36 protein-coding genes are annotated in these 22,206 nt (G+C 39.0%); 33 read left to right on the top strand and 3 right to left on the bottom strand.

The features are described 5' to 3' along the window. Nucleotide 1 precedes the first annotated feature (1 nt). The 32 genes from rpsC (at nucleotide 2) to ACMX9J_RS25665 (ending at nucleotide 18,287) form a co-directional block, all read left to right on the top strand. The gene (gene rpsC, locus ACMX9J_RS25820; protein ID WP_013054933.1) at nucleotides 2-658 is read left to right on the top strand and encodes a 30S ribosomal protein S3; all 657 of its coding nucleotides are present in this window, start codon (nucleotides 2-4) and stop codon (nucleotides 656-658) included. 2 nt (nucleotides 659-660) lie between these two features. Further along, nucleotides 661-1,095, top strand: a complete 435-nt coding sequence (rplP, locus tag ACMX9J_RS25815) for a 50S ribosomal protein L16 (RefSeq protein WP_013054934.1) — start codon at nucleotides 661-663, stop codon at nucleotides 1,093-1,095. After that, the gene (gene rpmC / locus ACMX9J_RS25810; protein ID WP_013054935.1) at nucleotides 1,085-1,285 is read left to right on the top strand and encodes a 50S ribosomal protein L29; all 201 of its coding nucleotides are present in this window, start codon (nucleotides 1,085-1,087) and stop codon (nucleotides 1,283-1,285) included. The genes rplP and rpmC overlap by 11 nt, the downstream gene beginning before the upstream one ends. Before the next feature lie 25 nt (nucleotides 1,286-1,310). Beyond that, nucleotides 1,311-1,574 carry a 30S ribosomal protein S17 gene (rpsQ, locus tag ACMX9J_RS25805; RefSeq protein ID WP_013054936.1) on the top strand — a complete coding sequence of 88 codons (264 nt, stop codon included), beginning with the start codon at nucleotides 1,311-1,313 and terminating at the stop codon, nucleotides 1,572-1,574. Between the two features lie 51 nt (nucleotides 1,575-1,625). Next, complete coding sequence (gene rplN, locus ACMX9J_RS25800; protein WP_013054937.1) at nucleotides 1,626-1,994, top strand: 50S ribosomal protein L14; 369 nt, start codon at nucleotides 1,626-1,628, stop codon at nucleotides 1,992-1,994. A gap of 49 nt (nucleotides 1,995-2,043) precedes the next feature. Next, nucleotides 2,044-2,355 (top strand): 50S ribosomal protein L24, encoded by a 312-nt coding sequence (gene rplX / locus ACMX9J_RS25795; protein ID WP_013054938.1) that lies wholly within the window; start codon nucleotides 2,044-2,046, stop codon nucleotides 2,353-2,355. Between the two features lie 31 nt (nucleotides 2,356-2,386). Then, entirely contained in the window at nucleotides 2,387-2,926 is a 540-nt protein-coding gene (gene rplE, locus ACMX9J_RS25790; protein ID WP_013054939.1) for a 50S ribosomal protein L5, read from the top strand. Nucleotides 2,927-2,959: 33 nt separating this feature from the next. Beyond that, a complete protein-coding gene (locus tag ACMX9J_RS25785; protein WP_013054940.1) occupies nucleotides 2,960-3,145 on the top strand; it encodes a type Z 30S ribosomal protein S14 in 186 nt (61 codons plus the stop codon). Between the two features lie 30 nt (nucleotides 3,146-3,175). Then, nucleotides 3,176-3,574, top strand: a complete 399-nt coding sequence (gene rpsH / locus ACMX9J_RS25780; RefSeq protein WP_013054941.1) for a 30S ribosomal protein S8 — start codon at nucleotides 3,176-3,178, stop codon at nucleotides 3,572-3,574. Nucleotides 3,575-3,604: 30 nt separating this feature from the next. After that, the gene (gene rplF / locus ACMX9J_RS25775) at nucleotides 3,605-4,144 is read left to right on the top strand and encodes a 50S ribosomal protein L6 (RefSeq protein ID WP_013054942.1); all 540 of its coding nucleotides are present in this window, start codon (nucleotides 3,605-3,607) and stop codon (nucleotides 4,142-4,144) included. A 32-nt stretch (nucleotides 4,145-4,176) separates the two neighbouring features. Next, nucleotides 4,177-4,539: a 50S ribosomal protein L18 gene (gene rplR, locus ACMX9J_RS25770; RefSeq protein ID WP_013054943.1), complete on the top strand. Its 363-nt coding sequence runs from the start codon at nucleotides 4,177-4,179 to the stop codon at nucleotides 4,537-4,539. A gap of 20 nt (nucleotides 4,540-4,559) precedes the next feature. Continuing rightward, nucleotides 4,560-5,060, top strand: coding sequence for a 30S ribosomal protein S5 (gene rpsE, locus ACMX9J_RS25765; RefSeq protein ID WP_013054944.1), 501 nt, complete (start codon nucleotides 4,560-4,562; stop codon nucleotides 5,058-5,060). A 14-nt stretch (nucleotides 5,061-5,074) separates the two neighbouring features. Beyond that, a complete protein-coding gene (gene rpmD, locus ACMX9J_RS25760; protein WP_013054945.1) occupies nucleotides 5,075-5,257 on the top strand; it encodes a 50S ribosomal protein L30 in 183 nt (60 codons plus the stop codon). A gap of 33 nt (nucleotides 5,258-5,290) precedes the next feature. After that, nucleotides 5,291-5,731 carry a 50S ribosomal protein L15 gene (gene rplO / locus ACMX9J_RS25755; protein ID WP_013054946.1) on the top strand — a complete coding sequence of 147 codons (441 nt, stop codon included), beginning with the start codon at nucleotides 5,291-5,293 and terminating at the stop codon, nucleotides 5,729-5,731. Beyond that, nucleotides 5,731-7,023 carry a preprotein translocase subunit SecY gene (gene secY, locus ACMX9J_RS25750; RefSeq protein WP_013054947.1) on the top strand — a complete coding sequence of 431 codons (1,293 nt, stop codon included), beginning with the start codon at nucleotides 5,731-5,733 and terminating at the stop codon, nucleotides 7,021-7,023. The genes rplO and secY overlap by 1 nt, the downstream gene beginning before the upstream one ends. Nucleotides 7,024-7,089: 66 nt before the next feature. Continuing rightward, nucleotides 7,090-7,743: an adenylate kinase gene (locus ACMX9J_RS25745; protein WP_013054948.1), complete on the top strand. Its 654-nt coding sequence runs from the start codon at nucleotides 7,090-7,092 to the stop codon at nucleotides 7,741-7,743. Further along, nucleotides 7,740-8,486 carry a type I methionyl aminopeptidase gene (gene map / locus ACMX9J_RS25740; protein WP_028412665.1) on the top strand — a complete coding sequence of 249 codons (747 nt, stop codon included), beginning with the start codon at nucleotides 7,740-7,742 and terminating at the stop codon, nucleotides 8,484-8,486. Before ACMX9J_RS25745 ends, map begins: the two co-directional genes overlap by 4 nt. A 235-nt stretch (nucleotides 8,487-8,721) precedes the next feature. After that, the gene (gene infA, locus ACMX9J_RS25735; protein ID WP_010285101.1) at nucleotides 8,722-8,940 is read left to right on the top strand and encodes a translation initiation factor IF-1; all 219 of its coding nucleotides are present in this window, start codon (nucleotides 8,722-8,724) and stop codon (nucleotides 8,938-8,940) included. Nucleotides 8,941-8,977: 37 nt separating this feature from the next. Continuing rightward, nucleotides 8,978-9,091, top strand: coding sequence for a 50S ribosomal protein L36 (gene rpmJ, locus ACMX9J_RS25730; protein ID WP_003156543.1), 114 nt, complete (start codon nucleotides 8,978-8,980; stop codon nucleotides 9,089-9,091). A 24-nt stretch (nucleotides 9,092-9,115) separates the two neighbouring features. Continuing rightward, on the top strand, nucleotides 9,116-9,481 hold the full coding sequence (gene rpsM / locus ACMX9J_RS25725) for a 30S ribosomal protein S13 (protein WP_013054950.1): 366 nt from the start codon (nucleotides 9,116-9,118) through the stop codon (nucleotides 9,479-9,481). Between the two features lie 23 nt (nucleotides 9,482-9,504). Next, nucleotides 9,505-9,894: a 30S ribosomal protein S11 gene (gene rpsK, locus ACMX9J_RS25720; RefSeq protein WP_028412666.1), complete on the top strand. Its 390-nt coding sequence runs from the start codon at nucleotides 9,505-9,507 to the stop codon at nucleotides 9,892-9,894. 180 nt (nucleotides 9,895-10,074) lie between these two features. Next, entirely contained in the window at nucleotides 10,075-11,019 is a 945-nt protein-coding gene (locus ACMX9J_RS25715) for a DNA-directed RNA polymerase subunit alpha (RefSeq protein ID WP_013054952.1), read from the top strand. 44 nt (nucleotides 11,020-11,063) lie between these two features. Next, nucleotides 11,064-11,426 (top strand): 50S ribosomal protein L17, encoded by a 363-nt coding sequence (gene rplQ, locus ACMX9J_RS25710; RefSeq protein ID WP_013054953.1) that lies wholly within the window; start codon nucleotides 11,064-11,066, stop codon nucleotides 11,424-11,426. Nucleotides 11,427-11,564: 138 nt separating this feature from the next. Then, complete coding sequence (locus ACMX9J_RS25705) at nucleotides 11,565-12,404, top strand: energy-coupling factor ABC transporter ATP-binding protein (protein WP_013054954.1); 840 nt, start codon at nucleotides 11,565-11,567, stop codon at nucleotides 12,402-12,404. Beyond that, nucleotides 12,380-13,249, top strand: a complete 870-nt coding sequence (locus tag ACMX9J_RS25700; RefSeq protein ID WP_416226398.1) for an energy-coupling factor ABC transporter ATP-binding protein — start codon at nucleotides 12,380-12,382, stop codon at nucleotides 13,247-13,249. Before ACMX9J_RS25705 ends, ACMX9J_RS25700 begins: the two co-directional genes overlap by 25 nt. Further along, nucleotides 13,246-14,043: a CbiQ family ECF transporter T component gene (locus ACMX9J_RS25695; RefSeq protein ID WP_176345075.1), complete on the top strand. Its 798-nt coding sequence runs from the start codon at nucleotides 13,246-13,248 to the stop codon at nucleotides 14,041-14,043. Before ACMX9J_RS25700 ends, ACMX9J_RS25695 begins: the two co-directional genes overlap by 4 nt. 18 nt (nucleotides 14,044-14,061) lie before the next feature. Continuing rightward, nucleotides 14,062-14,802, top strand: a complete 741-nt coding sequence (gene truA, locus ACMX9J_RS25690; RefSeq protein ID WP_013054957.1) for a tRNA pseudouridine(38-40) synthase TruA — start codon at nucleotides 14,062-14,064, stop codon at nucleotides 14,800-14,802. A gap of 156 nt (nucleotides 14,803-14,958) precedes the next feature. Continuing rightward, the gene (gene rplM / locus ACMX9J_RS25685; protein WP_013054958.1) at nucleotides 14,959-15,396 is read left to right on the top strand and encodes a 50S ribosomal protein L13; all 438 of its coding nucleotides are present in this window, start codon (nucleotides 14,959-14,961) and stop codon (nucleotides 15,394-15,396) included. Between the two features lie 22 nt (nucleotides 15,397-15,418). Continuing rightward, on the top strand, nucleotides 15,419-15,811 hold the full coding sequence (gene rpsI / locus ACMX9J_RS25680) for a 30S ribosomal protein S9 (RefSeq protein WP_013054959.1): 393 nt from the start codon (nucleotides 15,419-15,421) through the stop codon (nucleotides 15,809-15,811). Nucleotides 15,812-15,922: 111 nt separating this feature from the next. Then, the gene (locus ACMX9J_RS25675; RefSeq protein ID WP_028412723.1) at nucleotides 15,923-16,345 is read left to right on the top strand and encodes a DUF2521 family protein; all 423 of its coding nucleotides are present in this window, start codon (nucleotides 15,923-15,925) and stop codon (nucleotides 16,343-16,345) included. Between the two features lie 70 nt (nucleotides 16,346-16,415). Further along, nucleotides 16,416-17,123, top strand: coding sequence for an N-acetylmuramoyl-L-alanine amidase CwlD (gene cwlD / locus ACMX9J_RS25670; RefSeq protein ID WP_014462005.1), 708 nt, complete (start codon nucleotides 16,416-16,418; stop codon nucleotides 17,121-17,123). Between the two features lie 90 nt (nucleotides 17,124-17,213). After that, nucleotides 17,214-18,287: a P-loop NTPase gene (locus ACMX9J_RS25665; RefSeq protein WP_416226397.1), complete on the top strand. Its 1,074-nt coding sequence runs from the start codon at nucleotides 17,214-17,216 to the stop codon at nucleotides 18,285-18,287. Nucleotides 18,288-18,325: 38 nt separating this feature from the next. On the opposite strand, the gene ACMX9J_RS25660 is transcribed toward ACMX9J_RS25665, so the two are convergent. Both ACMX9J_RS25660 and gerD read right to left on the bottom strand, forming a co-directional pair. Then, nucleotides 18,326-19,234, bottom strand: coding sequence for a LysR family transcriptional regulator (locus tag ACMX9J_RS25660; protein WP_014462003.1), 909 nt, complete (start codon nucleotides 19,232-19,234; stop codon nucleotides 18,326-18,328). Between the two features lie 187 nt (nucleotides 19,235-19,421). Then, nucleotides 19,422-20,051 (bottom strand): spore germination lipoprotein GerD, encoded by a 630-nt coding sequence (gene gerD / locus ACMX9J_RS25655; RefSeq protein ID WP_033580786.1) that lies wholly within the window; start codon nucleotides 20,049-20,051, stop codon nucleotides 19,422-19,424. A 145-nt stretch (nucleotides 20,052-20,196) separates the two neighbouring features. Between gerD and ACMX9J_RS25650 the strand changes: the two genes are divergently transcribed. Continuing rightward, nucleotides 20,197-20,817 carry a KinB-signaling pathway activation protein gene (locus tag ACMX9J_RS25650; RefSeq protein WP_028412721.1) on the top strand — a complete coding sequence of 207 codons (621 nt, stop codon included), beginning with the start codon at nucleotides 20,197-20,199 and terminating at the stop codon, nucleotides 20,815-20,817. A 44-nt stretch (nucleotides 20,818-20,861) separates the two neighbouring features. On the opposite strand, the gene pdaB is transcribed toward ACMX9J_RS25650, so the two are convergent. Further along, the gene (pdaB, locus tag ACMX9J_RS25645; RefSeq protein ID WP_028412720.1) at nucleotides 20,862-21,626 is read right to left on the bottom strand and encodes a polysaccharide deacetylase family sporulation protein PdaB; all 765 of its coding nucleotides are present in this window, start codon (nucleotides 21,624-21,626) and stop codon (nucleotides 20,862-20,864) included. Nucleotides 21,627-22,206 lie beyond the last annotated feature (580 nt).

The following is a 22,206-nucleotide window of genomic DNA, read 5'->3' as shown; positions in this document are numbered from 1 at the left end:
CATGGGTCAAAAGGTAAATCCGGTCGGTCTTCGCGTCGGTGTCATCCGTGATTGGGAATCAAGATGGTTCGCTGGCAAAGACTACGCTGACTTATTACATGAAGACTTAAAAGTACGTGAATATATCGCTAAACGTTTAAACGATGCAGCTGTTTCTAAAGTTGAAATCGAACGCGCTGCTAACCGCTTAAACGTAACGATCCACACTGCAAAACCTGGTATGGTAATTGGTAAAGGTGGTACTGAAGTAGAATCACTTCGTAAAGCTCTTAACCAATTAACAGGCAAGCGTGTACACATTAACATCCTTGAAATTAAACGAGCAGATTTAGATGCTAAACTAGTAGCTGAAAACATCGCTCGCCAACTTGAGAACCGTGTATCATTCCGTCGTGCTCAAAAGCAAGCTATCCAACGTAGTATGCGTGCTGGCGCACAAGGTATCAAAACAATGGTATCTGGTCGTTTAGGCGGAGCTGATATTGCTCGTTCTGAATATTACAGTGAAGGTACAGTTCCACTTCATACACTTCGCGCTGATATTGACTATGCTCACGCTGAAGCAGATACTACTTATGGTAAACTTGGTGTGAAAGTATGGATCTATCGTGGAGAGGTTCTTCCTACTAAAAAGAAAACTGAGGAAGGAGGAAAATAATTATGTTATTACCAAAACGCGTTAAATATCGTCGCGAACATCGCGGAAAAATGCGTGGACGCGCTAAAGGTGGTACGGAAGTACATTTCGGTGAATTCGGTTTACAAGCTACTGAAGCTTCTTGGATTACAAACCGTCAAATCGAAGCTGCTCGTATCGCAATGACTCGTTACATGAAACGTGGCGGTAAAGTATGGATTAAAATTTTCCCTTCTAAACCTTATACTGCTAAGCCTCTAGAAGTCCGAATGGGTTCTGGTAAAGGTGCTCCTGAAGGTTGGGTAGCAGTTGTTAAACCTGGAAAAGTAATGTTTGAAATTTCAGGTGTATCTGAAGAGGTTGCACGTGAAGCTTTACGTTTAGCTGCACACAAGCTACCTGTAAAATGTAAGTTTGTAAAACGTGAAGAAATTGGTGGTGATTCTAATGAAAGCTAATGAAATTCGTGACCTTACCACTGCTGAAATTGAACAAAAAGTTAAGGCTTTAAAAGAAGAGTTGTTTAACCTTCGTTTCCAATTAGCGACTGGACAATTAGAGAATACTACTCGTATTCGCGAAGTGCGCAAATCGATCGCTCGTATGAAAACTGTAGTTCGTGAAAGAGAGATTGCTGCTAATAAATAATTAAGTCTGAGAGGAGGCTTTCAGAATGAGTGAACGCAACCAACGTAAAGTTTACACTGGCCGCGTAGTTTCTGACAAAATGGATAAGACTGTTACTGTTCTTGTTGAAACTTACAAAAAGCATTCGCTTTATGGCAAGCGTGTAAAATACTCAAAGAAATTCAAAGCTCACGATGAAAACAATACAGCTCAACTAGGCGATATCGTGAAGATCATGGAAACTCGTCCGTTATCAGCTACTAAACGTTTCCGTCTAGTAGAAGTTGTAGAAAAAGCTGTTATCATCTAATAGTTAAGATAGATCGGATAAGAATGATTCATCCGAAGGGAGGTTTCGTACATGATTCAACAAGAATCTCGTTTAAAAGTTGCAGACAACTCTGGTGCACGTGAGGTACTTACTATTAAAGTACTTGGTGGTTCAGGTCGTAAGACAGCAAACATTGGTGATGTTATCGTTTGTACGGTGAAACAAGCAACACCAGGAGGCGTTGTTAAAAAAGGTGACGTTGTTAAAGCTGTTGTTGTACGTACAAAAAGTGGTGTTCGCCGTACTGACGGTTCTTACATCCGTTTCGACGAAAATGCTTGCGTAATCATCCGTGACGACAAAGGACCACGTGGTACTCGTATCTTCGGACCAGTTGCTCGTGAATTACGTGATAACAACTTCATGAAGATCGTATCATTGGCTCCAGAAGTTATCTAATTGATATATAGAACAAATACAAAATGCCTTTTAAGGAGGTGCGAATAGGATGCATGTTAAAAAGGGCGACAAAGTAGTGGTTATCTCTGGTAAAGACAAAGGTAAGCAAGGTGAAGTACTTGCAGCTTTCCCAAAGAAAGACCGTGTACTTGTTGAAGGCGTGAACGTTGTGAAAAAACACTCTAAACCTTCTCAAGTAAATCCACAAGGTGGAATCGTTAGCCAAGAGGCACCTATCCACGTATCAAACGTAATGCCGTTGGATCCTAAATCTGGTGAGCCAACTCGTGTTGGGTACCAAGTTATCGATGGCAAAAAGGTACGTGTAGCAAAAAAATCTGGTGAAACTTTAGATAAATAATTAATGAAATGTGAAGGGAGGTTTAGTTCACATGAACCGTCTTAAAGAGAAATTTACAAAAGAGATTACTCCTGCTCTAGTTAGCAAGTTTAATTATGAATCTGTAATGCAAGTGCCAAAAATCGACAAGATCGTAATCAACATGGGTATCGGTGATGCTGTTTCTAACTCAAAAGCTTTAGATAACGCTGTTGAAGAACTAGCTGAAATCACTGGTCAAAAACCTGTTGTAACTCGTGCGAAAAAATCTATCGCTGGTTTCCGTCTTCGTGAAGGTATGCCAATCGGTGCGAAAGTTACTTTACGCGGCGAGCGTATGTACGAATTCTTCGATAAATTAGTATCAGTATCACTTCCACGTGTGCGCGATTTCCGTGGTGTATCTAAAAAAGCATTTGATGGTCGTGGAAACTACACGTTAGGTGTTAAAGAACAATTGATCTTCCCAGAGATCGATTATGATAAAGTAACTAAAGTTCGTGGTATGGATATCGTTATTGTTACAACAGCAAACACTGATGAAGAAGCTCGTGAGCTTTTAACTCAGTTCGGTATGCCATTCCAGAAGTAATAACTGCCAACGTTAAGCAGAGGAGGCGAAAATGTGGCTAAAAAATCAATGATTGCGAAGCAAAAACGCCAGCAAAAATTCCAAGTACAAGAGTATACACGTTGCGAACGTTGTGGACGTCCACACTCAGTACTACGTAAATTCAAGCTTTGCCGTATTTGTTTCCGTGAGCTTGCTTATAAAGGTCAAATTCCTGGTGTTAAAAAAGCTAGTTGGTAAAACCCAAGTTTGGGAAGGAGGTAAATTAATATGGTAATGACTGATCCTATTGCAGATTTACTAACTCGTATCCGCAATGCGAACATGGTTCGTCATGAGAAAATTGAAGTTCCTGCTTCTAACATTAAGAAGCAAATTGCAGAAATCCTTAAGCGTGAGGGTTTCGTACGTGATGTAGAATACATCGAAGACAACAAACAAGGTATTATCCGTATCTTCTTAAAATACGGTTCAAATAACGAACGTGTAATTACAGGCTTAAAACGTATCAGTAAACCTGGTCTACGTGTTTATGCAAAAACTAACGAAGTACCACGTGTACTTAACGGTTTAGGTATCGCAATCGTTTCTACTTCTCAAGGTGTTTTAACTGACAAAGAAGCTCGTCAAAAGCAAACTGGTGGAGAAGTATTAGCGTACGTTTGGTAATAAGTTTTAAATGTGAATGGAGGTGTAACTATGTCACGTGTTGGTAAAAAGCCTTTAGAACTTCCAGCAGGTGTTACAGTTACGAACGAGAGCAACACTGTAACTGTAAAAGGACCAAAGGGTGAATTAACTCGTACATTCCACCCTGAAATCGAAATTAAAGTTGAAGACAACGTATTAGTTGTTAATCGTCCTAGTGACAATAAAGAGCACCGCGCTCTTCATGGAACTACTCGTAGCCTTTTAGGTAACATGGTTGAAGGTGTTACTAAAGGATTCGAACGTGGTTTAGAATTAGTCGGTGTAGGTTACCGTGCACAAAAATCTGGTAGCAAATTAGTATTGAGCGTTGGATACTCTCACCCAGTTGAGATTACTCCTGAAACAGGAATCGAAATCGAAGTTCCTTCTCAAACTAAGATCGTTATTAAAGGTATTGATAAAGAACGCGTAGGTGCATTAGCTGCAAATATTCGTGACGTTCGTCCACCAGAGCCTTACAAAGGTAAAGGTATTCGTTACGAAGGCGAATATGTACGTCGTAAAGAAGGTAAAACTGCTAAGAAGTAATGCCGGTTAGGTAAAAGAAAGGAGTGCCCGAAATGATCACGAAGCTTGATAAAAACAAAGTTCGTAAAAAAAGACATGCTCGTGTTCGTGCGAAGTTATCTGGAACTGCAACTCGTCCGCGTTTAAACGTGTTCCGTTCTAATCAACATATTTACGCACAAGTTATCGACGATTTAAATTCAGTAACAATCGCAAGTGCTTCAACGTTAGATAAAGACCTGACTTTAGAAAGCACTGGTAACACTGAAGCTGCTATCAAAGTTGGCGAATTAGTCGCTAAACGCGCAGTAGAAAAAGGTGTAAACGAAGTAGTATTCGACCGTGGCGGTTATTTATATCATGGCCGTGTTAAAGCATTAGCTGACGCTGCTCGTGAAGCTGGATTACAATTCTAATTGTAAAAGGAGGGAAAATCATGCGTCGTATTGATCCAAATAAATTAGAGCTTGAAGAACGTGTTGTTACCGTTAACCGCGTAGCTAAAGTTGTGAAAGGTGGACGTCGTTTCCGCTTCGCTGCATTAGTTGTAGTTGGTGACAAAAACGGTCACGTTGGATTCGGTACTGGTAAAGCACAAGAGGTACCAGATGCAATCCGTAAAGCAATTGAAGATGCGAAGAAAAACTTAATTACTGTACCTATGGTTGGTACAACTATTCCACACGAAATCCTTGGACAATTTGGTGCAGGTCAAATTTTCTTAAAACCTGCTTCTGAAGGTACAGGAGTTATCGCTGGTGGCCCAGTTCGTGCGGTACTAGAATTGGGTGGAGTAAGTGATATTCTATCTAAATCTTTAGGTTCAAACACTCCAATCAACATGGTACGTGCAACTCTTAACGGTTTAGCTAACCTAAAACGTGCTGAAGATGTTGCAAAACTACGTGGCAAGACTGTAGAAGAACTGTTAGGATAAGGGAGGGATATGGAATGGCAAACAAACTAGCAATTACCCTTACTCGTAGCGTAATTGGTCGTCCAGAAGATCAACGTGTAACTGTTCGTACACTTGGCCTACGTAAGTTAAATCAAACTGTCGTTCAAGACGATAATCCTGCAATTCGCGGAATGATTAACAAAGTAGCTCACCTTGTTACAGTAAAAGAGCAATAAGTATAAATTGTCACTCTAAGGAGGTGCTCCGGAATGAAACTTCATGAATTGAAACCAGCTGAAGGTTCACGTAAAGTACGTAACCGTGTAGGTCGTGGTACTGGTTCAGGTAACGGAAAGACTTCAGGTAAAGGTCACAAAGGGCAAAACGCTCGCTCTGGCGGTGGCGTAAGACCTGGCTTCGAAGGTGGTCAAACTCCTTTATTCCGTCGTCTTCCAAAACGTGGGTTCACTAATATCAATCGCAAAGAATACGCGATCGTTAATTTAGAAGCTCTTAACCGTTTTGAAGATGGAACTGAAGTAACACCAGAATTATTAATCGAAACTGGTTTAGTAAGCAAAGCAAAAGCTGGCGTTAAAGTACTAGGAAACGGTACATTAAACTCTAAGCTAACTGTTAAAGCTGCTAAATTCTCTTCAACTGCTAAAGAAGCTATCGAAGCTGCTGGCGGTACAGTTGAGGTGATCTAATGTTTCAAACAATCTCCAATTTAATGCGCGTGCGTGAAATAAGACAAAAAATCTTTTTCACTTTGTTAATGTTAATTGTCTTCCGAATTGGTACATTTATTCCTGTACCAAGTGTTAATACGGATGTACTAAAATTGCAAGATGGGTTAAATGTATTCGGAGTTCTGAATACATTTGGCGGCGGCGCGTTAAAAAACTTTTCCATTCTTGCTATGGGCATTATGCCTTATATTACAGCATCCATCATCGTCCAATTATTGCAGATGGATGTTGTACCTAAGTTTACAGAATGGTCAAAGCAGGGAGATGTTGGGCGCCGTAAATTAGCTCAAGTAACTCGTTATGGAACAATTGTGCTTGGATTTATCCAGGCTTTAGGTATGTCTATAGGATTCAACAATATTTCGGGCGGACAATTGATCGCTAATCCAGGAATTTCTACGTATCTTCTAATTGCTACAGTGTTAACGGCAGGTACTGCCTTCTTAATGTGGTTAGGAGAACAGATTACTGCAAAAGGCGTAGGTAATGGTATTTCTATCATTATCTTTGCTGGGATTGCAGCTGGTATTCCGACAACATTAAATCAAATTTATGCACAGCAATTTGAAGACGTTGGGGATCAATTATTCATTCGTATCGTAACGGTAGTTTTAATTGCGATTGCAGTTTTAGCTATTATTGTTGGGGTTATTTACTTCCAACAAGCGCTACGAAAAATTCCTATTCAATATGCAAAGGGTTCAGCTGGTCGTAATCCTGTTGGAGGTCAATCCACTCATTTACCGTTAAAAGTAAATGCTGCTGGGGTTATTCCTGTTATCTTTGCAGTTTCATTTATTATCACACCACCAACAATTGCATCATTTTTCGGTCCAAATGATGTAACGACGTGGATTCAGAATACATTTGACTATACTAAGCCAATTGGTATGATAGTGTATGTAGCGTTAATCATTGCTTTTTGTTACTTCTATACATTTGTTCAAGTTAACCCTGAACAAGTAGCAGAGAACTTGAAAAAGCAAGGTGGCTACATCCCAGGCATTCGTCCTGGTAAAAGCACACAAGCTTATTTAACGAAAGTGTTATATCGTCTGACATTAATCGGTTCGATATTCCTTGCGTTAATTGCTGTGTTGCCGGTTCTGTTCATCAAAATTGCAAACCTACCCTCATCTGCTCAGATCGGCGGTACTAGTTTGTTAATTGTTGTCGGTGTAGCTCTTGAGACAATGAAACAGCTTGAGAGTCAATTAGTGAAACGCCATTATAAGGGATTTATTAAGTAAAGCTGTTTAGTGGGAGGCAGGCTGCTTTCCCATTAAACGGATAAGATACTGAGGGGGAAGCAAGAAATGAATTTAGTGTTAATGGGCCTTCCTGGTGCTGGGAAAGGTACTCAAGCAGAAAAAATCGTTGAGCATTACGATATCCCTCATATCTCAACAGGAGATATGTTCCGAGCTGCAATTAAAGAAGGAACGCAACTAGGTTTAAAAGCTAAATCATTTATGGACCAAGGTAACCTTGTTCCTGATGAAGTAACAATTGGAATTGTGCGCGAGCGTTTAAACAAACAAGATTGTGAAAACGGCTTTTTACTTGATGGCTTCCCGAGAACAGTAGCCCAAGCAGAAGCTCTTGAAACAATTACAAAAGAACTAAACAAGCAAATTGATTATGTGATTAATATTGATGTAGATCAAAGCATTTTAATGGAGCGTCTTACTGGACGCCGCATTTGTAAAGATTGCGGAGCTACTTACCACTTAGTATTCAATCCTCCTGCGAAAGAAGGAGTTTGTGACAAATGTGGCGGAGAGCTTTATCAACGTGCAGATGACAATGCTGAGACGGTTTCAACTAGACTTTCAGTTAATGTTAAACAATCTCAACCTCTACTTGATTTCTATCAAGAAAAAGGTTATCTACGCAATATTAATGGTAATCAAGATATTAACATTGTGTTTGAGGATGTTCGTCAATTACTTGCTGGGGTTAAGCAATGATCATTTGCAAGACACCAGAGGAAATTGAGGTCATGCGTGAAGCTGGACGAATCGTGGCTTTAACTCATCAAGAGTTGAAAAAACATATCGTTCCAGGTATTACGACTATAGAATTGGATGCAATTGCTGAAAATTTTATTCGTCAACATGATGCAATTCCGTCTTTTAAAGGGTATAATGGTTTTCGCGGCAGTGTATGTGCTTCTGTGAATGAAGAATTAGTTCATGGTATTCCGGGAGAACGCAAGCTTAATGAAGGGGATATCATCAGTTTAGACATCGGAGCTAAATTCGGTGGCTATCACGGTGACTCAGCTTGGACATATGGAGTAGGAAAGATTTCATTAGAAAATCAAGAGCTGCTTGATGTGACTGAGCAATCTCTCTACAAAGGATTAGCAGAAGCGAAGCCGGGTGAGCGTTTGTCGAATATTTCACATGCTATTCAACAGTACGCAGAATCACGTAACTTTTCGATTGTAAGAGAATATGTTGGCCATGGCGTCGGCAAAGACTTACATGAAGATCCGCAAGTACCTCATTATGGTCCACCGAATAAAGGACCGCGTCTACGTCCAGGCATGGTATTGGCAGTTGAGCCAATGGTGAATGCTGGTATGCGATATGTAAAAACATTACCTGATAACTGGACAGTTGTGACAGTGGATGGTAAAATGTGTGCGCACTTCGAACATACTATTGCAATTACTGAGACGGGATATGAAATTCTGACAGCATTGTAATGTTAAAGGATGTTATCTCTATCCATTCCTCGCTAGATGCACTGGACAGTAAACAGTAATTATCTAAATTCACGATGATCGTTTTTCGTCTGAATTGCTGTTAAAATGGTAAAGATGTATATTAGCGTCAATCATCTTGAATTTAATGATTACGATCTCCGGATGTTCAGAACAGGTTCTTTTTAAGTCGTTTAATGATAGCTTGTTACTGTTTCAAAGAAAGGAGAGCACTTTAATGGCAAAAGACGATGTAATTGAAGTTGAAGGTACAGTTGCTGAGACTTTACCTAACGCTATGTTCAAGGTAGAATTAGAAAATGGTCATACAGTACTTGCTCACGTATCAGGAAAAATTCGCATGCATTTCATTCGAATCTTACCTGGTGATAAAGTAACTGTAGAATTGTCACCATACGATTTAACTCGCGGTAGAATTACGTACCGTTTCAAATAAAACCTATGCACTCCGTACTATCAAGGAGGTATGAAACATGAAAGTCAGACCATCAGTTAAACCAATCTGCGAAAAATGTAAAGTTATCCGTAGAAAAGGTAAAGTAATGGTAATTTGTGAAAACCCTAAGCATAAACAAAAACAAGGTTAATCAATAAGGAGGTGCACTATTCATATGGCACGTATTGCTGGTGTTGATATTCCTCGTGACAAGCGTGTAGTAATTTCATTAACATACATTTTCGGTATTGGTCGTCCAACTGCTGAAAAAGTTCTAGCTGAAGCTGGAGTTTCTGAAGATACTCGCGTTCGTGACTTAACAGAAGAAGAATTAGGTAAAATTCGTGATATTTTAGATAGCTATAAAGTAGAAGGCGATCTTCGTCGTGAAGTTTCTTTAAACATCAAACGTTTAATTGAGATTGGTTCATACCGTGGTATCCGCCACCGTCGTAGTTTACCAGTTCGTGGTCAAAACAGTAAAAACAATGCTCGTACACGTAAAGGCCCACGCCGTACTGTAGCGAACAAGAAGAAATAATTAGTAAGGGAGGTCATTAACAGATGGCACGTAAAACTAATACACGTAAACGTCGCGTGAAAAAGAATATTGAAGCTGGTGTAGCTCATATTCGCTCAACGTTTAACAACACTATTGTAACAATTACAGATGTTCACGGTAATGCGATTGCTTGGTCTAGTGCAGGCGCACTTGGCTTCAGAGGTTCTCGTAAATCCACTCCATTTGCTGCGCAAATGGCTGCTGAAGCTGCTGCAAAAGTTTCTATGGATAACGGAATGAAAACTCTTGAAGTTACAGTTAAAGGCCCTGGTGCTGGTCGTGAAGCAGCTATCCGTGCTCTTCAAGCTGCAGGTTTAGAAGTAACAGCTATTAGAGATGTTACTCCTGTACCTCACAACGGATGCCGCCCACCAAAACGTCGTCGTGTATAATTAATATGTATAGATTCTATTTCGTTGTCTATAATGATGATGGTGTAGAATTTATTCATGCAACGAAATGTTTTCCATTTGTTGTGCACATTCGGGAACTGTCTAATAGGGAATTTCGGTTAGGCATTTGAGAAATCAGCCGTCTAGCCGAGGTTTCGACGTTTTGAAGGAGGGTTTATATTGATAGAGATTGAAAAGCCAAAAATCGAAACGGTAGAAATCAGCGATGATAGAAAGTACGGTAAATTCGTCGTCGAACCACTTGAGCGTGGATATGGTACTACTTTGGGTAACTCCTTACGTCGTATCCTATTATCCTCACTCCCTGGTGCAGCTGTAACATCTATTCAAATTGAAGGTGTATTACATGAATTTTCAACAGTTCCTGGAGTTGTTGAAGATGTAACAAACATCATTTTAAACGTTAAAAAGTTAGCGTTAAAGATTTACTCTGATGAAGAGAAAACACTTGAGATCGATGTTAAAGGTCCTGGTACAGTAACGGCTGCTGACATTCAAGCAGACAGTGATATCGAAGTTCTAAATCCGGATCTTCATATTGCAACACTTGAGTCAGATGCTCATTTCCGTATGAGACTTACTGCTCGCACAGGTCGAGGTTATAATCCTGCCGATGCTAACAAGCGTGAAGACCAACCAATTGGTGTACTTCCAATTGACTCAATCTATACGCCTGTTACTCGCGTATCGTATTATGTAGAAAATACTCGTGTTGGTCAAATGACAAATTACGATAAGTTAACGTTGGATGTTTGGACTGACGGTAGCATCGAGCCAGAAAAAGCTGTTGCTTTAGGTGCAAAGATTCTAACGGAACACTTAAATATCTTCGTTAACTTAACAGATGAAGCTCAAAAAGCAGAGATCATGGTAGAAAAAGAAGAAGACCAGAAAGAAAAAGTTCTAGAGATGACGATCGAGGAACTGGATTTATCTGTTCGTTCTTACAACTGCTTAAAACGAGCAGGCATCAATACTGTACAAGAGCTTGCTAATAAAACAGAAGAAGATATGATGAAAGTTCGTAACTTAGGCCGTAAATCTTTAGAAGAAGTTAAAGCTAAACTTGAAGAATTAGGTTTGGGTCTACGTAAGGACGACTGATTATATCTACCTGTTTAACTACTTAACAAAGGAGGGGACCTCACATGTCTTACCGTAAATTAGGTCGTACAAGCGCACAACGCAAGGCGCTTCTTCGTGATTTAACAACTGATTTAATCATCAGTGAACGCATTGAGACAACTGAAGCTCGTGCAAAAGAATTACGTTCAACTGTTGAAAAAATGATTACTTTAGGTAAACGTGGAGATCTACACGCTCGTCGTCAAGCTGCATCTTACATCCGTAATGAAGTAGCTAACGAGGAAGCTGGTCAAAGCGCTTTACAAAAACTATTCAGCGATATCGCTACTCGCTACGAAGATCGCCAAGGCGGTTACACTCGTATCTTAAAAGTTGGACCTCGCCGTGGTGACGGTGCTCCAATGGTTATCATTGAATTAGTTTAATATTTTTAATACAGATAGAAAAGGGCGAGACAGTGTGTAACTAGTCGTTGCCCTTTTTTTATACCTTAAACCGGGTAAATAGCGTAAAAAACCAATGTAGGCAATGCTGCAATAGAAAAAGCTGAGAGGAAGATAGCGTTGAAAGAAATGTCTTTAGAGGTAAAAGATTTATGCTTTCGATACGATCCTGAAGCAGACCTAACATTAGATCACCTTTCTCTCTCTGCTTATAAAGGTGAATGGTTAGCGATAGCTGGACATAATGGATCTGGGAAATCGACGCTGGCACGAATTCTAAACGGCCTTTTGCTACCTGAAAAAGGAACGGTTCGAGTGGGCGATACTCTTTTATCTGAAGAAACAATATGGGATGTGCGCAAGCAGATTGGAATGGTGTTTCAAAACCCAGATAATCAATTTGTTGGCTCAACCGTTCAAGATGATATTGCGTTTGGGCTTGAAAACAACGGGATTCCATTTGAAATTATGGAAAAACGTATACCTGAAGCAATCGAAATGGTCAATATGAGTGCTTTTCTGGATCAAGAGCCTCATCAGCTATCAGGTGGACAAAAACAGCGTGTGGCCATTGCGGGTATAATTGCCGTACAGCCATCTGTTATCATTCTAGATGAAGCAACATCTATGTTAGATCCTATTGGACGAACTGAAGTACTTGAAACTGTTAGAAAATTAAAAGAAGAAAAACAACTGACGGTTATTTCAATTACCCACGATTTAGATGAAGTAGCAATGGCTGACAGAGTCGTTGTGATGAACAAAGGGAAGATCTATGCAACAGGTACTCCACGCGAAGTATTTGCATTAGGTTCCAAGTTAACGGATATTGGACTAGACTTGCCGTTTTCCGTTAAACTAAGCCATCGTTTTGCTTCCGTAGGAATTCCTTTATCAAAAATTCATTTAACAGATGAGGACTTGGTGGACGAACTATGGACATTATATTCAAAGAAGTAGAGCATCGTTATCAAGTTAATACACCATTTGAACGAATTGCTCTGCATGACTTAAATTTAAGCATTCAATCAGGTACATTTTTGGCTGTTATTGGCCATACTGGTTCTGGGAAATCAACAATCATACAGCATCTGAATGCCTTATTGAAGCCAACTGCTGGTGAAATTCAAATCGGTGAGCGCACTATTAAAGCCAATCGAAAAGAAAAGAATTTAAAAGCTATTCGTCAGCAAGTAGGCGTGGTGTTTCAATTTCCAGAACATCAGCTTTTTGAAGAAACGGTGGAAAAAGATATAGCTTTTGGACCAATGAATTATGGCGTTTCGGAAGAAGAAGCAAAGCAAAAAGCACGAGAGCTTATCAAGTTAGTGGGGTTGCCAGAAGACATTCTCACCAGATCTCCTTTTGATTTGAGTGGTGGACAAATGCGTCGTGTAGCGATAGCAGGTATTCTAGCGATGAATCCTAATGTGCTAATTTTAGATGAGCCAACTGCTGGATTGGACCCTAGAGGCCGTCAAGAAATTATGAATATGATTTATCGTCTTCATAAAGAAAAAGGCTTGACGACGATTCTCGTGACTCACAGCATGGAAGATGCAGCTATGTACGCTGATGAGCTAATTGTAATGAATAAAGGAACGATTGCGATGAAAGGGTCACCTAGAGAAGTTTTCGGTCAGCATACGCAGCTAAAAGAATATGGATTGGATGTTCCAGAATCGCTTCGCTTTATGCTGAAGCTGCAAAAGAAATTTCAGCTTGAAGCATCGGATACGGTTATTACCTTTTCTGAAGTGGTAGAGAAAGTGCAGCACCTTATGCAGCAAGGTGAACGAATATGATGAACTCAATCATTATTGGTAAGTATGTCCCGGGTCATTCTTTTGTCCATCGAATGGATCCTCGGGCCAAGCTGCTTCTCGTATTTGCGTATGTATTAATTGTGTTTTTAGCAAATAACCCTATCGGCTATGCTTTTTTAGGTGTGTATACCCTTGTGATAGTGGCCATGAGTAAAGTGCCCGTTTCCTTTATTTTAAGAGGGTTAAAGCCCGTTCTATTTATTATTATCATCACGTTTCTTTTGCACATTTTTATGACGAAGGAAGGTCCTCTTTTGTTTGAATGGGGATGGTTTTCTGTCTATAAAGGCGGCCTTATTCAAGGTGTTTTAATTTCCTTGCGCTTCTTGTTCTTAATTTTAATTACGACGATGCTAACGTTAACGACTACGCCCATTGAAGTAACAGATGGAATGGAAAGCTTGTTGAATCCATTTAAAAAGCTCAAGCTTCCTGTTCATGAATTAGCTTTAATGATGTCCATTTCTCTTCGCTTTATTCCTACATTGATGGAAGAGACAGATAAAATTATTAAAGCGCAGACAGCACGAGGAGTGGACTTTAGCAGCGGTCCCGTTACGGATCGGTTGAAAGCTGTCGTTCCTTTGCTTGTTCCTTTATTTATAGGTTCATTTAAGCGTGCTGAAGAGCTAGCTATTGCCATGGAGGCAAGAGGATATAAAGGCGGAGAAGGGCGTACAAAGTATCGTCAATTAAAATGGGGAAGCATAGATACAATTATGCTTTTACTTCTGCTGGCAGTAGCAGTTGTTTTAGTGCTGATTAGAACGTAAAGATTGTTTGGTGAAAAGATGAAACGTTTAAAATGTATAGTTGCATACGACGGCACACACTTTTCAGGTTATCAAGTTCAGCCCAATAAGCGAACAGTTCAACTGGAGATTGAAGCCGTTTTAGAGAAAATGCATAACAAAAAAGTTCCGATTTACGCCTCTGGACGAACGGACACAAATGTTCATGCACAGGGGCAAGTCATTCATTTTGACACAAACCTAAATATTCCATGTGATAAGTGGAAAAAAGCATTGAATTCAATGCTACCAGATGATATTGTAATGAAGAATGTATGTGAAGTTGATGCACATTTTCACGCCCGGTATGACGTTACTTCAAAAGAGTATCGCTATCATATTTTGCGCGGCGAAGATCGAAATCCTTTCACTCGTTCTTATGCATACCATTACCCTTATCCATTAGACTACTCAAAAATGAAAAAAGCCATCACATATTTACTCGGTACACACGACTTTACAAGCTTTTGTTCAGCGAGGACAGAAGTGGAAGATAAGATTCGTACGATTTACAAGATTGATATGTATGAAGAGAATAGTCAGCTTGTGTTTAGATTCGTTGGAAGTGGCTTTCTGTATAATATGGTTCGTATTCTTGTTGGAACGCTTTTAGAAGTAGGACAAGGCCGTATTGAACCAGATGCTATAAAAGATATTCTAGAAAGCAAATCACGTCCTCGTGCAGGGAAAACTGCGCCTTCGCAAGGACTATATTTATGGCGCGTTTTCTATGACAACTAAACCTGGTGTAACATTTTCTTGACATTAGTAGCTTAAAGATATAATATATCATATGGTATGTATTTTAACCCCACGGTTAGCCCCGGAAATTAATCGTGTTGAAATAGAAGGTTGAAATAATTTTATAATTGATGATGAAAATTAGGAGGGAAACTCATGCGTACAACTTTCATGGCGAAAGCAAACGAAGTAGAGCGTAAATGGTATGTTGTCGATGCTGAAGGTAAAACTTTAGGTCGTTTAGCAAGTGAAGTAGCATCAATCTTACGCGGTAAACATAAACCAACTTTTACACCACATGTTGATACTGGTGATCACGTGATCCTTATCAATGCGTCAAAAATCGAATTAACAGGTAAAAAATTAACTGATAAAATTTATTACCGTCACAGCATGCACCCAGGTGGTTTGAAACAACGTACAGCATTAGAAATGCGTACTAACTACTCTGAGAAAATGCTTGAATTAGGAATCAAAGGCATGCTTCCAAAAGGTAGCCTAGGCCGTCAAATGTTCAAAAAATTACATGTGTATGCTGGTGAAACACATCCACATGAAGCACAAAAACCAGAAGTTTACGAACTTCGCGGATAATTAATAAGAGGAGGTTATTATCTTGGCACAGGTACAATATTACGGAACTGGTCGTCGTAAAAGCTCTGTTGCTCGTGTACGTTTAGTACCAGGTAACGGTCGCGTAACAATCAACGGTCGTGAAATCGAAGAATACATTCCATTTGCTGCACTACGTGAAGTAGTAAAACAACCACTTGCTTTAACTGAAACTGTAGGTAACTATGACGTATTTGTAAACGTTAATGGTGGAGGTTATGCAGGTCAAGCTGGCGCTATTCGTCACGGAATCTCTCGTGCTTTATTAGAAGCAGACCCTGAATACCGTGGAACATTAAAACGTGCTGGTCTATTAACTCGTGACGCTCGTGCGAAAGAACGTAAAAAATACGGTCTTAAAGGCGCTCGTCGTGCACCACAATTCTCAAAACGTTAATTTTATATTACGTTTCAAGCCTTGGTCTTTGGACCAAGGCTTTTTTTATTTGTTGTTTGCGTATGAGACGAAGGCTTGTGCAGACAATATGTAAAAAAGGGAGGCGTTATCGTGAACGAGGTTACATATTTAAAAGAAAAACGTTATGAAAAAGAAATGAAATATGAACGCAAAGTCCTAAGGGAACTATCGTTTGATTTGCTTCAAGAGAGGCTGCGCCGTTATTTTCATCCAATGTTTCAGTGGAATATGCTAGGAGACGAACATGTGGAGGAGTACTGTCTTGACATTGCTATCGAATCATTTTTATTAGGTGCCCGGGTGAGTAAACGTGGTAAAGGCTACGAAGATGTTCAGAAGCACAGTAAGCAAGAAGAGTCTCTTTTAATTGATACATTGTACGGAGCCGTCAGCATGTCTGTAACAGATCTTTATCAAGATGGTCTGTATTATTTGTGTCAAGGATATGTGCAAGACTGGTGGAAAGAAGGTTATCGAACCGCAGAAAAAAGACGCCGTTTACGTTTGCATTAAAAAGTACTCATAATTCCCGTTCTTGTCCCATATAGAAATAAATAGGTGAGGCAAGAAGGGAAGGGATAAAATGTCTAAAGTAAAAATAATGAGCACAATTATAGCGCTTCTCGTTCTTTTTGTCATTGTACAATATCAAATAGATCATAGAACATCATCCGGTTCGCTTTCACTTCCTCTTAGCGGGAAAGTTATTGTACTAGATCCTGGACATGGCGGTGTTGATGGAGGAGCGGTAGGAGAGGATGAGGTGCTTGAAAAAGAAATAACTCTTAAAATTTCGTTAATGCTTCGAGACTATCTGCAAGAGCAAGGGGCACTTGTTATTATGACGAGAGAAAAAGACGAAGACCTAGCGGCCAAAGATACAAGAGGATACAGTCGCAGAAAAGTAGAAGACTTAAAAAATCGCTTAACGATGATTAATAAATCCAACGCTGATTTGTACTTAAGTATTCACTTGAATGCTATTCCATCCTCTGCGTGGAGAGGGGCTCAAACTTTCTATTACGGATCCCTAAAAGAAAACGAGCAAGTGGCCAAACTCATTCAACAAGAGCTAAGAAATAATCTGGACAATACGACCCGTGAAGCAAAAGCTATTCAAACTCTTTACCTTCTTAAGCATTCTAAGCCACCCGGTGCTTTGGTTGAAGTAGGATTCTTGTCAAATCCTACAGAACGTAAAATGCTTCAATCGAAACGCTATCAAAAAAAGTTAGCTGAATCCATCTATGAAGGAGTCAGCCGGTATTTTACTGGAGAAAAGCCTAAATAAAAAGCATAGCACCCTTCTATTCAGAAAAATCTAATATGTATGATATACTTGATAGTATAAATAAATAGATTTTAACATGGTGGTGGGAGTATGCTAACGGAAAAGCAAGTAAAAGAAGTAGTAGGGGAAATTACAGATCCATTTTTAAATAAAAAACTATCAGAAACAGATGCGATTAAAGAAATAACAATTAAAGCTGAAAAACAGCATATAAGCCTGAAGATTGCTGTTGCAAAAACAGGTACGAGTGAACAGTTGAGCCTGCAAGGCACAATTGTAGAAGAATTAAAAAAAGCAGGTGTACAGTCGGTTGGACTGCGATTTGTTGAGTTTACGCCTGAGGAACTTCAGCAGTACCGCGCTGAGCAGCCGAATACTGGCAACTTACTAACTAGTCCGAATGCACCTGAATTTATTGCTATTGCCAGCGGTAAAGGAGGCGTTGGTAAATCAACAGTCTCTGTTAACTTAGCCGTTTCTCTAGCTCGTTTAGGAAAAAAAGTTGGTTTAATTGATGCTGACATTTATGGATTCAGCGTCCCAGACATGATGGGAATCACACAACGTCCTGTAGTAGAAGGTGAAAAGATTATTCCAGTTGATCGTTTCGGAGTAAAAGTTATTTCCATGGGCTTCTTTGTAGAAGATAATTCACCTGTTATCTGGCGAGGACCTATGCTCGGAAAAATGTTGACGAGCTTCTTTACAGAAGTTGAATGGGGAGAATTAGATTATCTTTTACTAGACTTACCTCCAGGAACAGGTGATGTCGCATTAGACGTTCACTCCATGCTTCCTGCTTGTAAAGAAGTGATTATTACAACACCACATCCTACAGCGGCATTTGTTGCAGCTAGAGCGGGTGCTATGGCTTTGAAAACCGATCATGAGGTCATTGGAGTTGTAGAAAATATGGCTTACTTTGAAAGCCAGCTAACAAGGGAAAAAGAGTATGTATTTGGTAAAGGCGGGGGTCCAAAACTGGCTGAGGAACTTCAGACAGAGCTGTTAGGACAGCTTCCGTTAAGTCAGCCTGATTGGAATGAAGAAGATTTTGCACCTTCCATTTACGACGAATCGCATCGTTTAGGTCAAATATATGGAGAGATTGCAAGTAAGATTGCATTTATTTGCGAAAATGAAAAAGCAGCAACAGGAAAATAATAAAAAGCACGCGCTGTTCGAGCGCGTGCTTTTTATTATTATACAGAGAGTTCAATCTGCGTCTTTTTTAAATCAAATGCGAGGTTTTGTTTTAAGAGAGCTAAAAATGTTTTTCCAGCTGTACTTACGGTGTGAGACTGGTGCTTTAAAATGCCGATTGCAGGCCCCTCATGTAAGTCATGAATCGTTTTAACCACCACTTGATCCGGCGGAAGAGTTGCGCTTATTTGTGGAACAACGGCTATTCCTAAGTTTTCTTTTACAAAATGCTGAAGTGTGCTAATAGTGCCTAACTGGACTTTAGCAGGCAGCTGTCCTGTTCGTTCAAAGATTAGCTGCTCAATTTTCTTTTGAACGGAAGATTGCCCAGCTGTAATCAGCGTTTCGTGTATTAAATCTTTTGCAAAGATTGTTTTTCTTTTTGTTAGCGCATGATTGAATGGTAGTAGCAGCACAAGTTTTTCCGTTAGCAATGCCTCAAACTCTATATCTCTGAACGATTCTGAGACAGTGCCAATCGCGAAATCAATTTCTTGATTGCGTATATGTTGATGAAGGTGCTTTTCGTCTGCAACGAGTAAGCTAATTTCTGTGTTGGGATATCTTTTTTTAAATAATGAGAGAATGGAAGGCAGTCGACTGCTTGCTGTAGGCTCTGCAGCACCTATACGGATCGTGCCAGCTTCGCCTGTTGAATAATCCTTTAAGGTATTATTTAGATATTCATATTCCTTTAGTAAAATATTTGCCCGTTCGTAAAAGATTTTACCTGCTTCAGTAAGTTTAATGCTTTTTCCTCGTTCTAAAAGCTTAAATCCTAGTTCGGATTCTAACTTTTGAATGTGCAGTGTAATGGTAGGCTGAGAGTACTTTAAATATTCAGCGGCTAATTGAAAGCTTCCTAAACGAACAATGGTTTGAAACGTTTTAATAACGCGAAATTCCATCGAATTCCCTCCTTTTGCTATAAAACGATTGTGTTAATTTCTAATATTTTACCATAAAGCTAAGAATTAAAGTTTACAATTCCAATAAAAATACTAAGTATTAAAAAATATAAAGAAGTCATTTAGGTTTTTTAATAAAAATAAATGACATAATTAAATACGCATCTCATGTGAGATGCGTATTTAATCACTGCTGTTGCTGTTCTCCCCCTGAGTCAGATCCAGCGGAAGAAGAACCGCCATCGTCGCTGCTTTGTTTTTGTCCACCTTGTGTTTCTTCAGCGGCTTTCAAAAGAATGTCTTGAATTTTAGATTGATAAAGAGGGCTATCAAACGTTTCGGTCATAATCTTTTGTAAATAAGTGCGATATTCTTTACTCTTTAAAACAGTCAGTACTTCTTTTTCCATAGCCGGATCCTTTAAAACATCTTGAAGCATTCCTTGATATTCAGGATCTTTCATTAGTTGTTTGATGACCGTCTTATTTTCTTTTTCCAAACTTTTAGCAAAGCTTTCAGCAAACTTCGGATCATCCATGGCTTTTTTCCAAAATTCCACGCCCTTATCTGATACTAAGGTTTGAGAAATTGTATCTTTTATCGCGTTTTGATCCATTAAAATATCTTGTCTAACAGAAGGGTCTTTCATAATTGCCTCGACTGCTTTTTTTCCTTCATCTGTTTTTAAAATATCAACAACCATTTTCTTTGTTTGATCATAATCCATACCATTGTTCTCTTCATCTTGCGGTGCACAGGCTGTAGCTAAAAGCATACACATTCCTATATAAATGAGGAGCATGAGTCGCTTTTTCATAGTAATGAGCTCCTTTCCTAATATGCTTACGCTTAATATGAGATAATCAAGGTTTTTTATTCATAAAAGAGCTCTAGATTTTTCAAAACGTGATTGGTACAATTTATGAAAAGGTACAATTTTGTAACTTATGGGGGAGATGGAAGTGAATAGTCGAAATTGGGTTCGTCTATTTCTAACCACGTTAGCTGTTGGGGGTATAAGTACAGCTGTTGTTGGGTTTGCGGTGCGCTGGGGGGAATACGGTCACTTATTTCAACAAGGAAAGATAGGAGAAATTGTTGCTGTTTTAACATGGCTCGTAGGCGTAGGGTTTATTTTTAGTTTAATTAGCCAAATGGGGTTCTTTGCATATTTAACTATTCACCGATTTGGGTTGGGAATTTTTAAATCTGCATCTCTTTGGAAATCGGTTCAAATTGTATTTGTTTTATTTGTATTATTTGACGTTGCTTATTTTCGATATAAGTTCTTTCAACAAGCGGGAGAAGGCATAGGTAAGTATATTTTGTTAAGCGTTTTCTTGTTAGCGGTGGGGTTGTTAGTGGCGTATGCAAAGAAAAAGCAGACGAATAAAGAGGCTTTTGTACCAGCGCTGTTTTTTATGATTGTTGTAACGACAATTGAATGGTTCCCAGCGCTGCGAACGAATGAAGAAAGCTGGCTTTACCTTATGTTGTTTCCACTTCTAATTTGTAATATGTATCAACTTCTTATTTTGCCGAAACTTCTTACGCACGCAAGAATAGCAAAAGCAGACAAATAGTATATTTGTCTGCTTTTGCTTTCCATATACAGTGGGAATAAATCTTAGCGGATATCTTTTACTTGGGTTTTTGAATTTGAAATTAATGTTGAAATACTTACGTTTGAGACTTTTTTATTTTGTAATGAATTCTTGATATATGGAATAGCCTTTGCTGTTTGTTGAGCGGAGTCAGACGCGTGCAGCAATATAATATCTCCCCCGTCTAAAGGCTTTGTAACATTCGAGACAATTTTTTCAACCCCTGGATTTGTCCAGTCTTTAGAATCAATGCTCCAGTGAACAGTAGTATATCCTATATCTGCTGTTAATTTTAAGATGTCTTTATTAAATTGCCCGTTAGGAGGACGAAGAAGGTGAACATCTTTAAGGCCTAGAGAATCAAAGACTTTCTTTGATTTTGCAAGATCCTGTCTAATCTCATTAGGTTTTAGGCTTGTATAAGAAGTATAGTCATAGCCCATTGTGCCAATTTCGTGACCTTCTTTCTTAATGCGCTCTACAATATCTGGGTGACGTTCAGCCCATGAAGCAGATAAAAAGAAAGTAGCATGTTCAATATGCTGTCTTTTTAGTTCATTCAGAATGGGAATAGCTCTTTCATCTCCCCAGCTGATGTTAAAGGTCAGAGCAACTTCCGGATTTTTATCATCCGCCTTATAAACAGCTCTTGGACCGTTATCCGTTGAAAACACGGGAAAGTGAAACGTCTGCTGAGCATAGAGAAAAAAACTTGTAAAAAACGCAGCAACTACGATAAGCATGGTCTGTTTGATTCTTTTGGCTCGAATAGTATAAAACATATTCATTTTGTCACCTCATTTAATAAGTAGTACTTGTCTAATTTGTATGCGTTTTGTCTACAATTAATAACAGGTAAGGAAAAGAACAACTGATTTTATTTTGATGTGTGAGAATCAATGTCGCAAAAAGCAGGTGAATCAATGAAAATTTGTTTATTTAATCAGGTGGAGTGTTTAGAGTTAGAAGCACTACTTAGAGAAGAGATAAAGAGATCAAACGTTGCTTTTCAACAAAGTTTGAATCATGTAGTTCTTGAACGAAACATTCAAGAAAAGTATCAAATCCTTTCAAAGATCTTGCTAAGATTCGGCGAAAGCAGGGAAGTAAATAAGATTTTTTGATAAAACAAAAAAACTTTTCAAAAAGTGTTGACTTTTATATAGCACAGATGTTAAATTATTAAATGTCGCTGATGAGTGATTGGAAAACAATCGCAATTCATCAGAAATAAAATATTAAAAAGTTGTTGACAAATGAAAGACAACTTGTTAATATAAGAAAGTCGCTCAAGAGCGGCGGTTGAACTTTGAAAACTGAACAAAGCGACAAACGTCAACGTTAATTTTTATTTTTTAAATGAGCAAG

Origin of the sequence: Priestia sp. RMT2NF4, from assembly GCF_047872835.1 — a bacterium.
GTDB lineage: Bacteria > Bacillota > Bacilli > Bacillales > Bacillaceae_H > Priestia > Priestia zanthoxyli.
The sequence above is the reverse complement of the archived record's forward strand: the minus strand, read 5'-3'. Positions and strand labels throughout refer to the sequence as shown.

What these genes read in the sequence shown, in the direction of transcription:
- rpsC (WP_013054933.1), top strand. Translation starts at nt 2, where the DNA reads ATGGGTCAAAAGGTAAATCCGGTCGGTCTTCGCGTCGGTGTCATCCGT.
- rplP (WP_013054934.1), top strand. Translation starts at nt 661, where the DNA reads ATGTTATTACCAAAACGCGTTAAATATCGTCGCGAACATCGCGGAAAA.
- rpmC (WP_013054935.1), top strand. Translation starts at nt 1,085, where the DNA reads ATGAAAGCTAATGAAATTCGTGACCTTACCACTGCTGAAATTGAACAA.
- rpsQ (WP_013054936.1), top strand. Translation starts at nt 1,311, where the DNA reads ATGAGTGAACGCAACCAACGTAAAGTTTACACTGGCCGCGTAGTTTCT.
- rplN (WP_013054937.1), top strand. Translation starts at nt 1,626, where the DNA reads ATGATTCAACAAGAATCTCGTTTAAAAGTTGCAGACAACTCTGGTGCA.
- rplX (WP_013054938.1), top strand. Translation starts at nt 2,044, where the DNA reads ATGCATGTTAAAAAGGGCGACAAAGTAGTGGTTATCTCTGGTAAAGAC.
- rplE (WP_013054939.1), top strand. Translation starts at nt 2,387, where the DNA reads ATGAACCGTCTTAAAGAGAAATTTACAAAAGAGATTACTCCTGCTCTA.
- rpsH (WP_013054941.1), top strand. Translation starts at nt 3,176, where the DNA reads ATGGTAATGACTGATCCTATTGCAGATTTACTAACTCGTATCCGCAAT.
- rplF (WP_013054942.1), top strand. Translation starts at nt 3,605, where the DNA reads ATGTCACGTGTTGGTAAAAAGCCTTTAGAACTTCCAGCAGGTGTTACA.
- rplR (WP_013054943.1), top strand. Translation starts at nt 4,177, where the DNA reads ATGATCACGAAGCTTGATAAAAACAAAGTTCGTAAAAAAAGACATGCT.
- rpsE (WP_013054944.1), top strand. Translation starts at nt 4,560, where the DNA reads ATGCGTCGTATTGATCCAAATAAATTAGAGCTTGAAGAACGTGTTGTT.
- rpmD (WP_013054945.1), top strand. Translation starts at nt 5,075, where the DNA reads ATGGCAAACAAACTAGCAATTACCCTTACTCGTAGCGTAATTGGTCGT.
- rplO (WP_013054946.1), top strand. Translation starts at nt 5,291, where the DNA reads ATGAAACTTCATGAATTGAAACCAGCTGAAGGTTCACGTAAAGTACGT.
- secY (WP_013054947.1), top strand. Translation starts at nt 5,731, where the DNA reads ATGTTTCAAACAATCTCCAATTTAATGCGCGTGCGTGAAATAAGACAA.
- ACMX9J_RS25745 (WP_013054948.1), top strand. Translation starts at nt 7,090, where the DNA reads ATGAATTTAGTGTTAATGGGCCTTCCTGGTGCTGGGAAAGGTACTCAA.
- map (WP_028412665.1), top strand. Translation starts at nt 7,740, where the DNA reads ATGATCATTTGCAAGACACCAGAGGAAATTGAGGTCATGCGTGAAGCT.
- infA (WP_010285101.1), top strand. Translation starts at nt 8,722, where the DNA reads ATGGCAAAAGACGATGTAATTGAAGTTGAAGGTACAGTTGCTGAGACT.
- rpmJ (WP_003156543.1), top strand. Translation starts at nt 8,978, where the DNA reads ATGAAAGTCAGACCATCAGTTAAACCAATCTGCGAAAAATGTAAAGTT.
- rpsM (WP_013054950.1), top strand. Translation starts at nt 9,116, where the DNA reads ATGGCACGTATTGCTGGTGTTGATATTCCTCGTGACAAGCGTGTAGTA.
- rpsK (WP_028412666.1), top strand. Translation starts at nt 9,505, where the DNA reads ATGGCACGTAAAACTAATACACGTAAACGTCGCGTGAAAAAGAATATT.
- rplQ (WP_013054953.1), top strand. Translation starts at nt 11,064, where the DNA reads ATGTCTTACCGTAAATTAGGTCGTACAAGCGCACAACGCAAGGCGCTT.
- ACMX9J_RS25700 (WP_416226398.1), top strand. Translation starts at nt 12,380, where the DNA reads ATGGACATTATATTCAAAGAAGTAGAGCATCGTTATCAAGTTAATACA.
- ACMX9J_RS25695 (WP_176345075.1), top strand. Translation starts at nt 13,246, where the DNA reads ATGATGAACTCAATCATTATTGGTAAGTATGTCCCGGGTCATTCTTTT.
- truA (WP_013054957.1), top strand. Translation starts at nt 14,062, where the DNA reads ATGAAACGTTTAAAATGTATAGTTGCATACGACGGCACACACTTTTCA.
- rplM (WP_013054958.1), top strand. Translation starts at nt 14,959, where the DNA reads ATGCGTACAACTTTCATGGCGAAAGCAAACGAAGTAGAGCGTAAATGG.
- cwlD (WP_014462005.1), top strand. Translation starts at nt 16,416, where the DNA reads ATGTCTAAAGTAAAAATAATGAGCACAATTATAGCGCTTCTCGTTCTT.
- ACMX9J_RS25665 (WP_416226397.1), top strand. Translation starts at nt 17,214, where the DNA reads ATGCTAACGGAAAAGCAAGTAAAAGAAGTAGTAGGGGAAATTACAGAT.
- ACMX9J_RS25660 (WP_014462003.1), bottom strand. Translation starts at nt 19,234, where the DNA reads ATGGAATTTCGCGTTATTAAAACGTTTCAAACCATTGTTCGTTTAGGA.
- gerD (WP_033580786.1), bottom strand. Translation starts at nt 20,051, where the DNA reads ATGAAAAAGCGACTCATGCTCCTCATTTATATAGGAATGTGTATGCTT.
- pdaB (WP_028412720.1), bottom strand. Translation starts at nt 21,626, where the DNA reads ATGAATATGTTTTATACTATTCGAGCCAAAAGAATCAAACAGACCATG.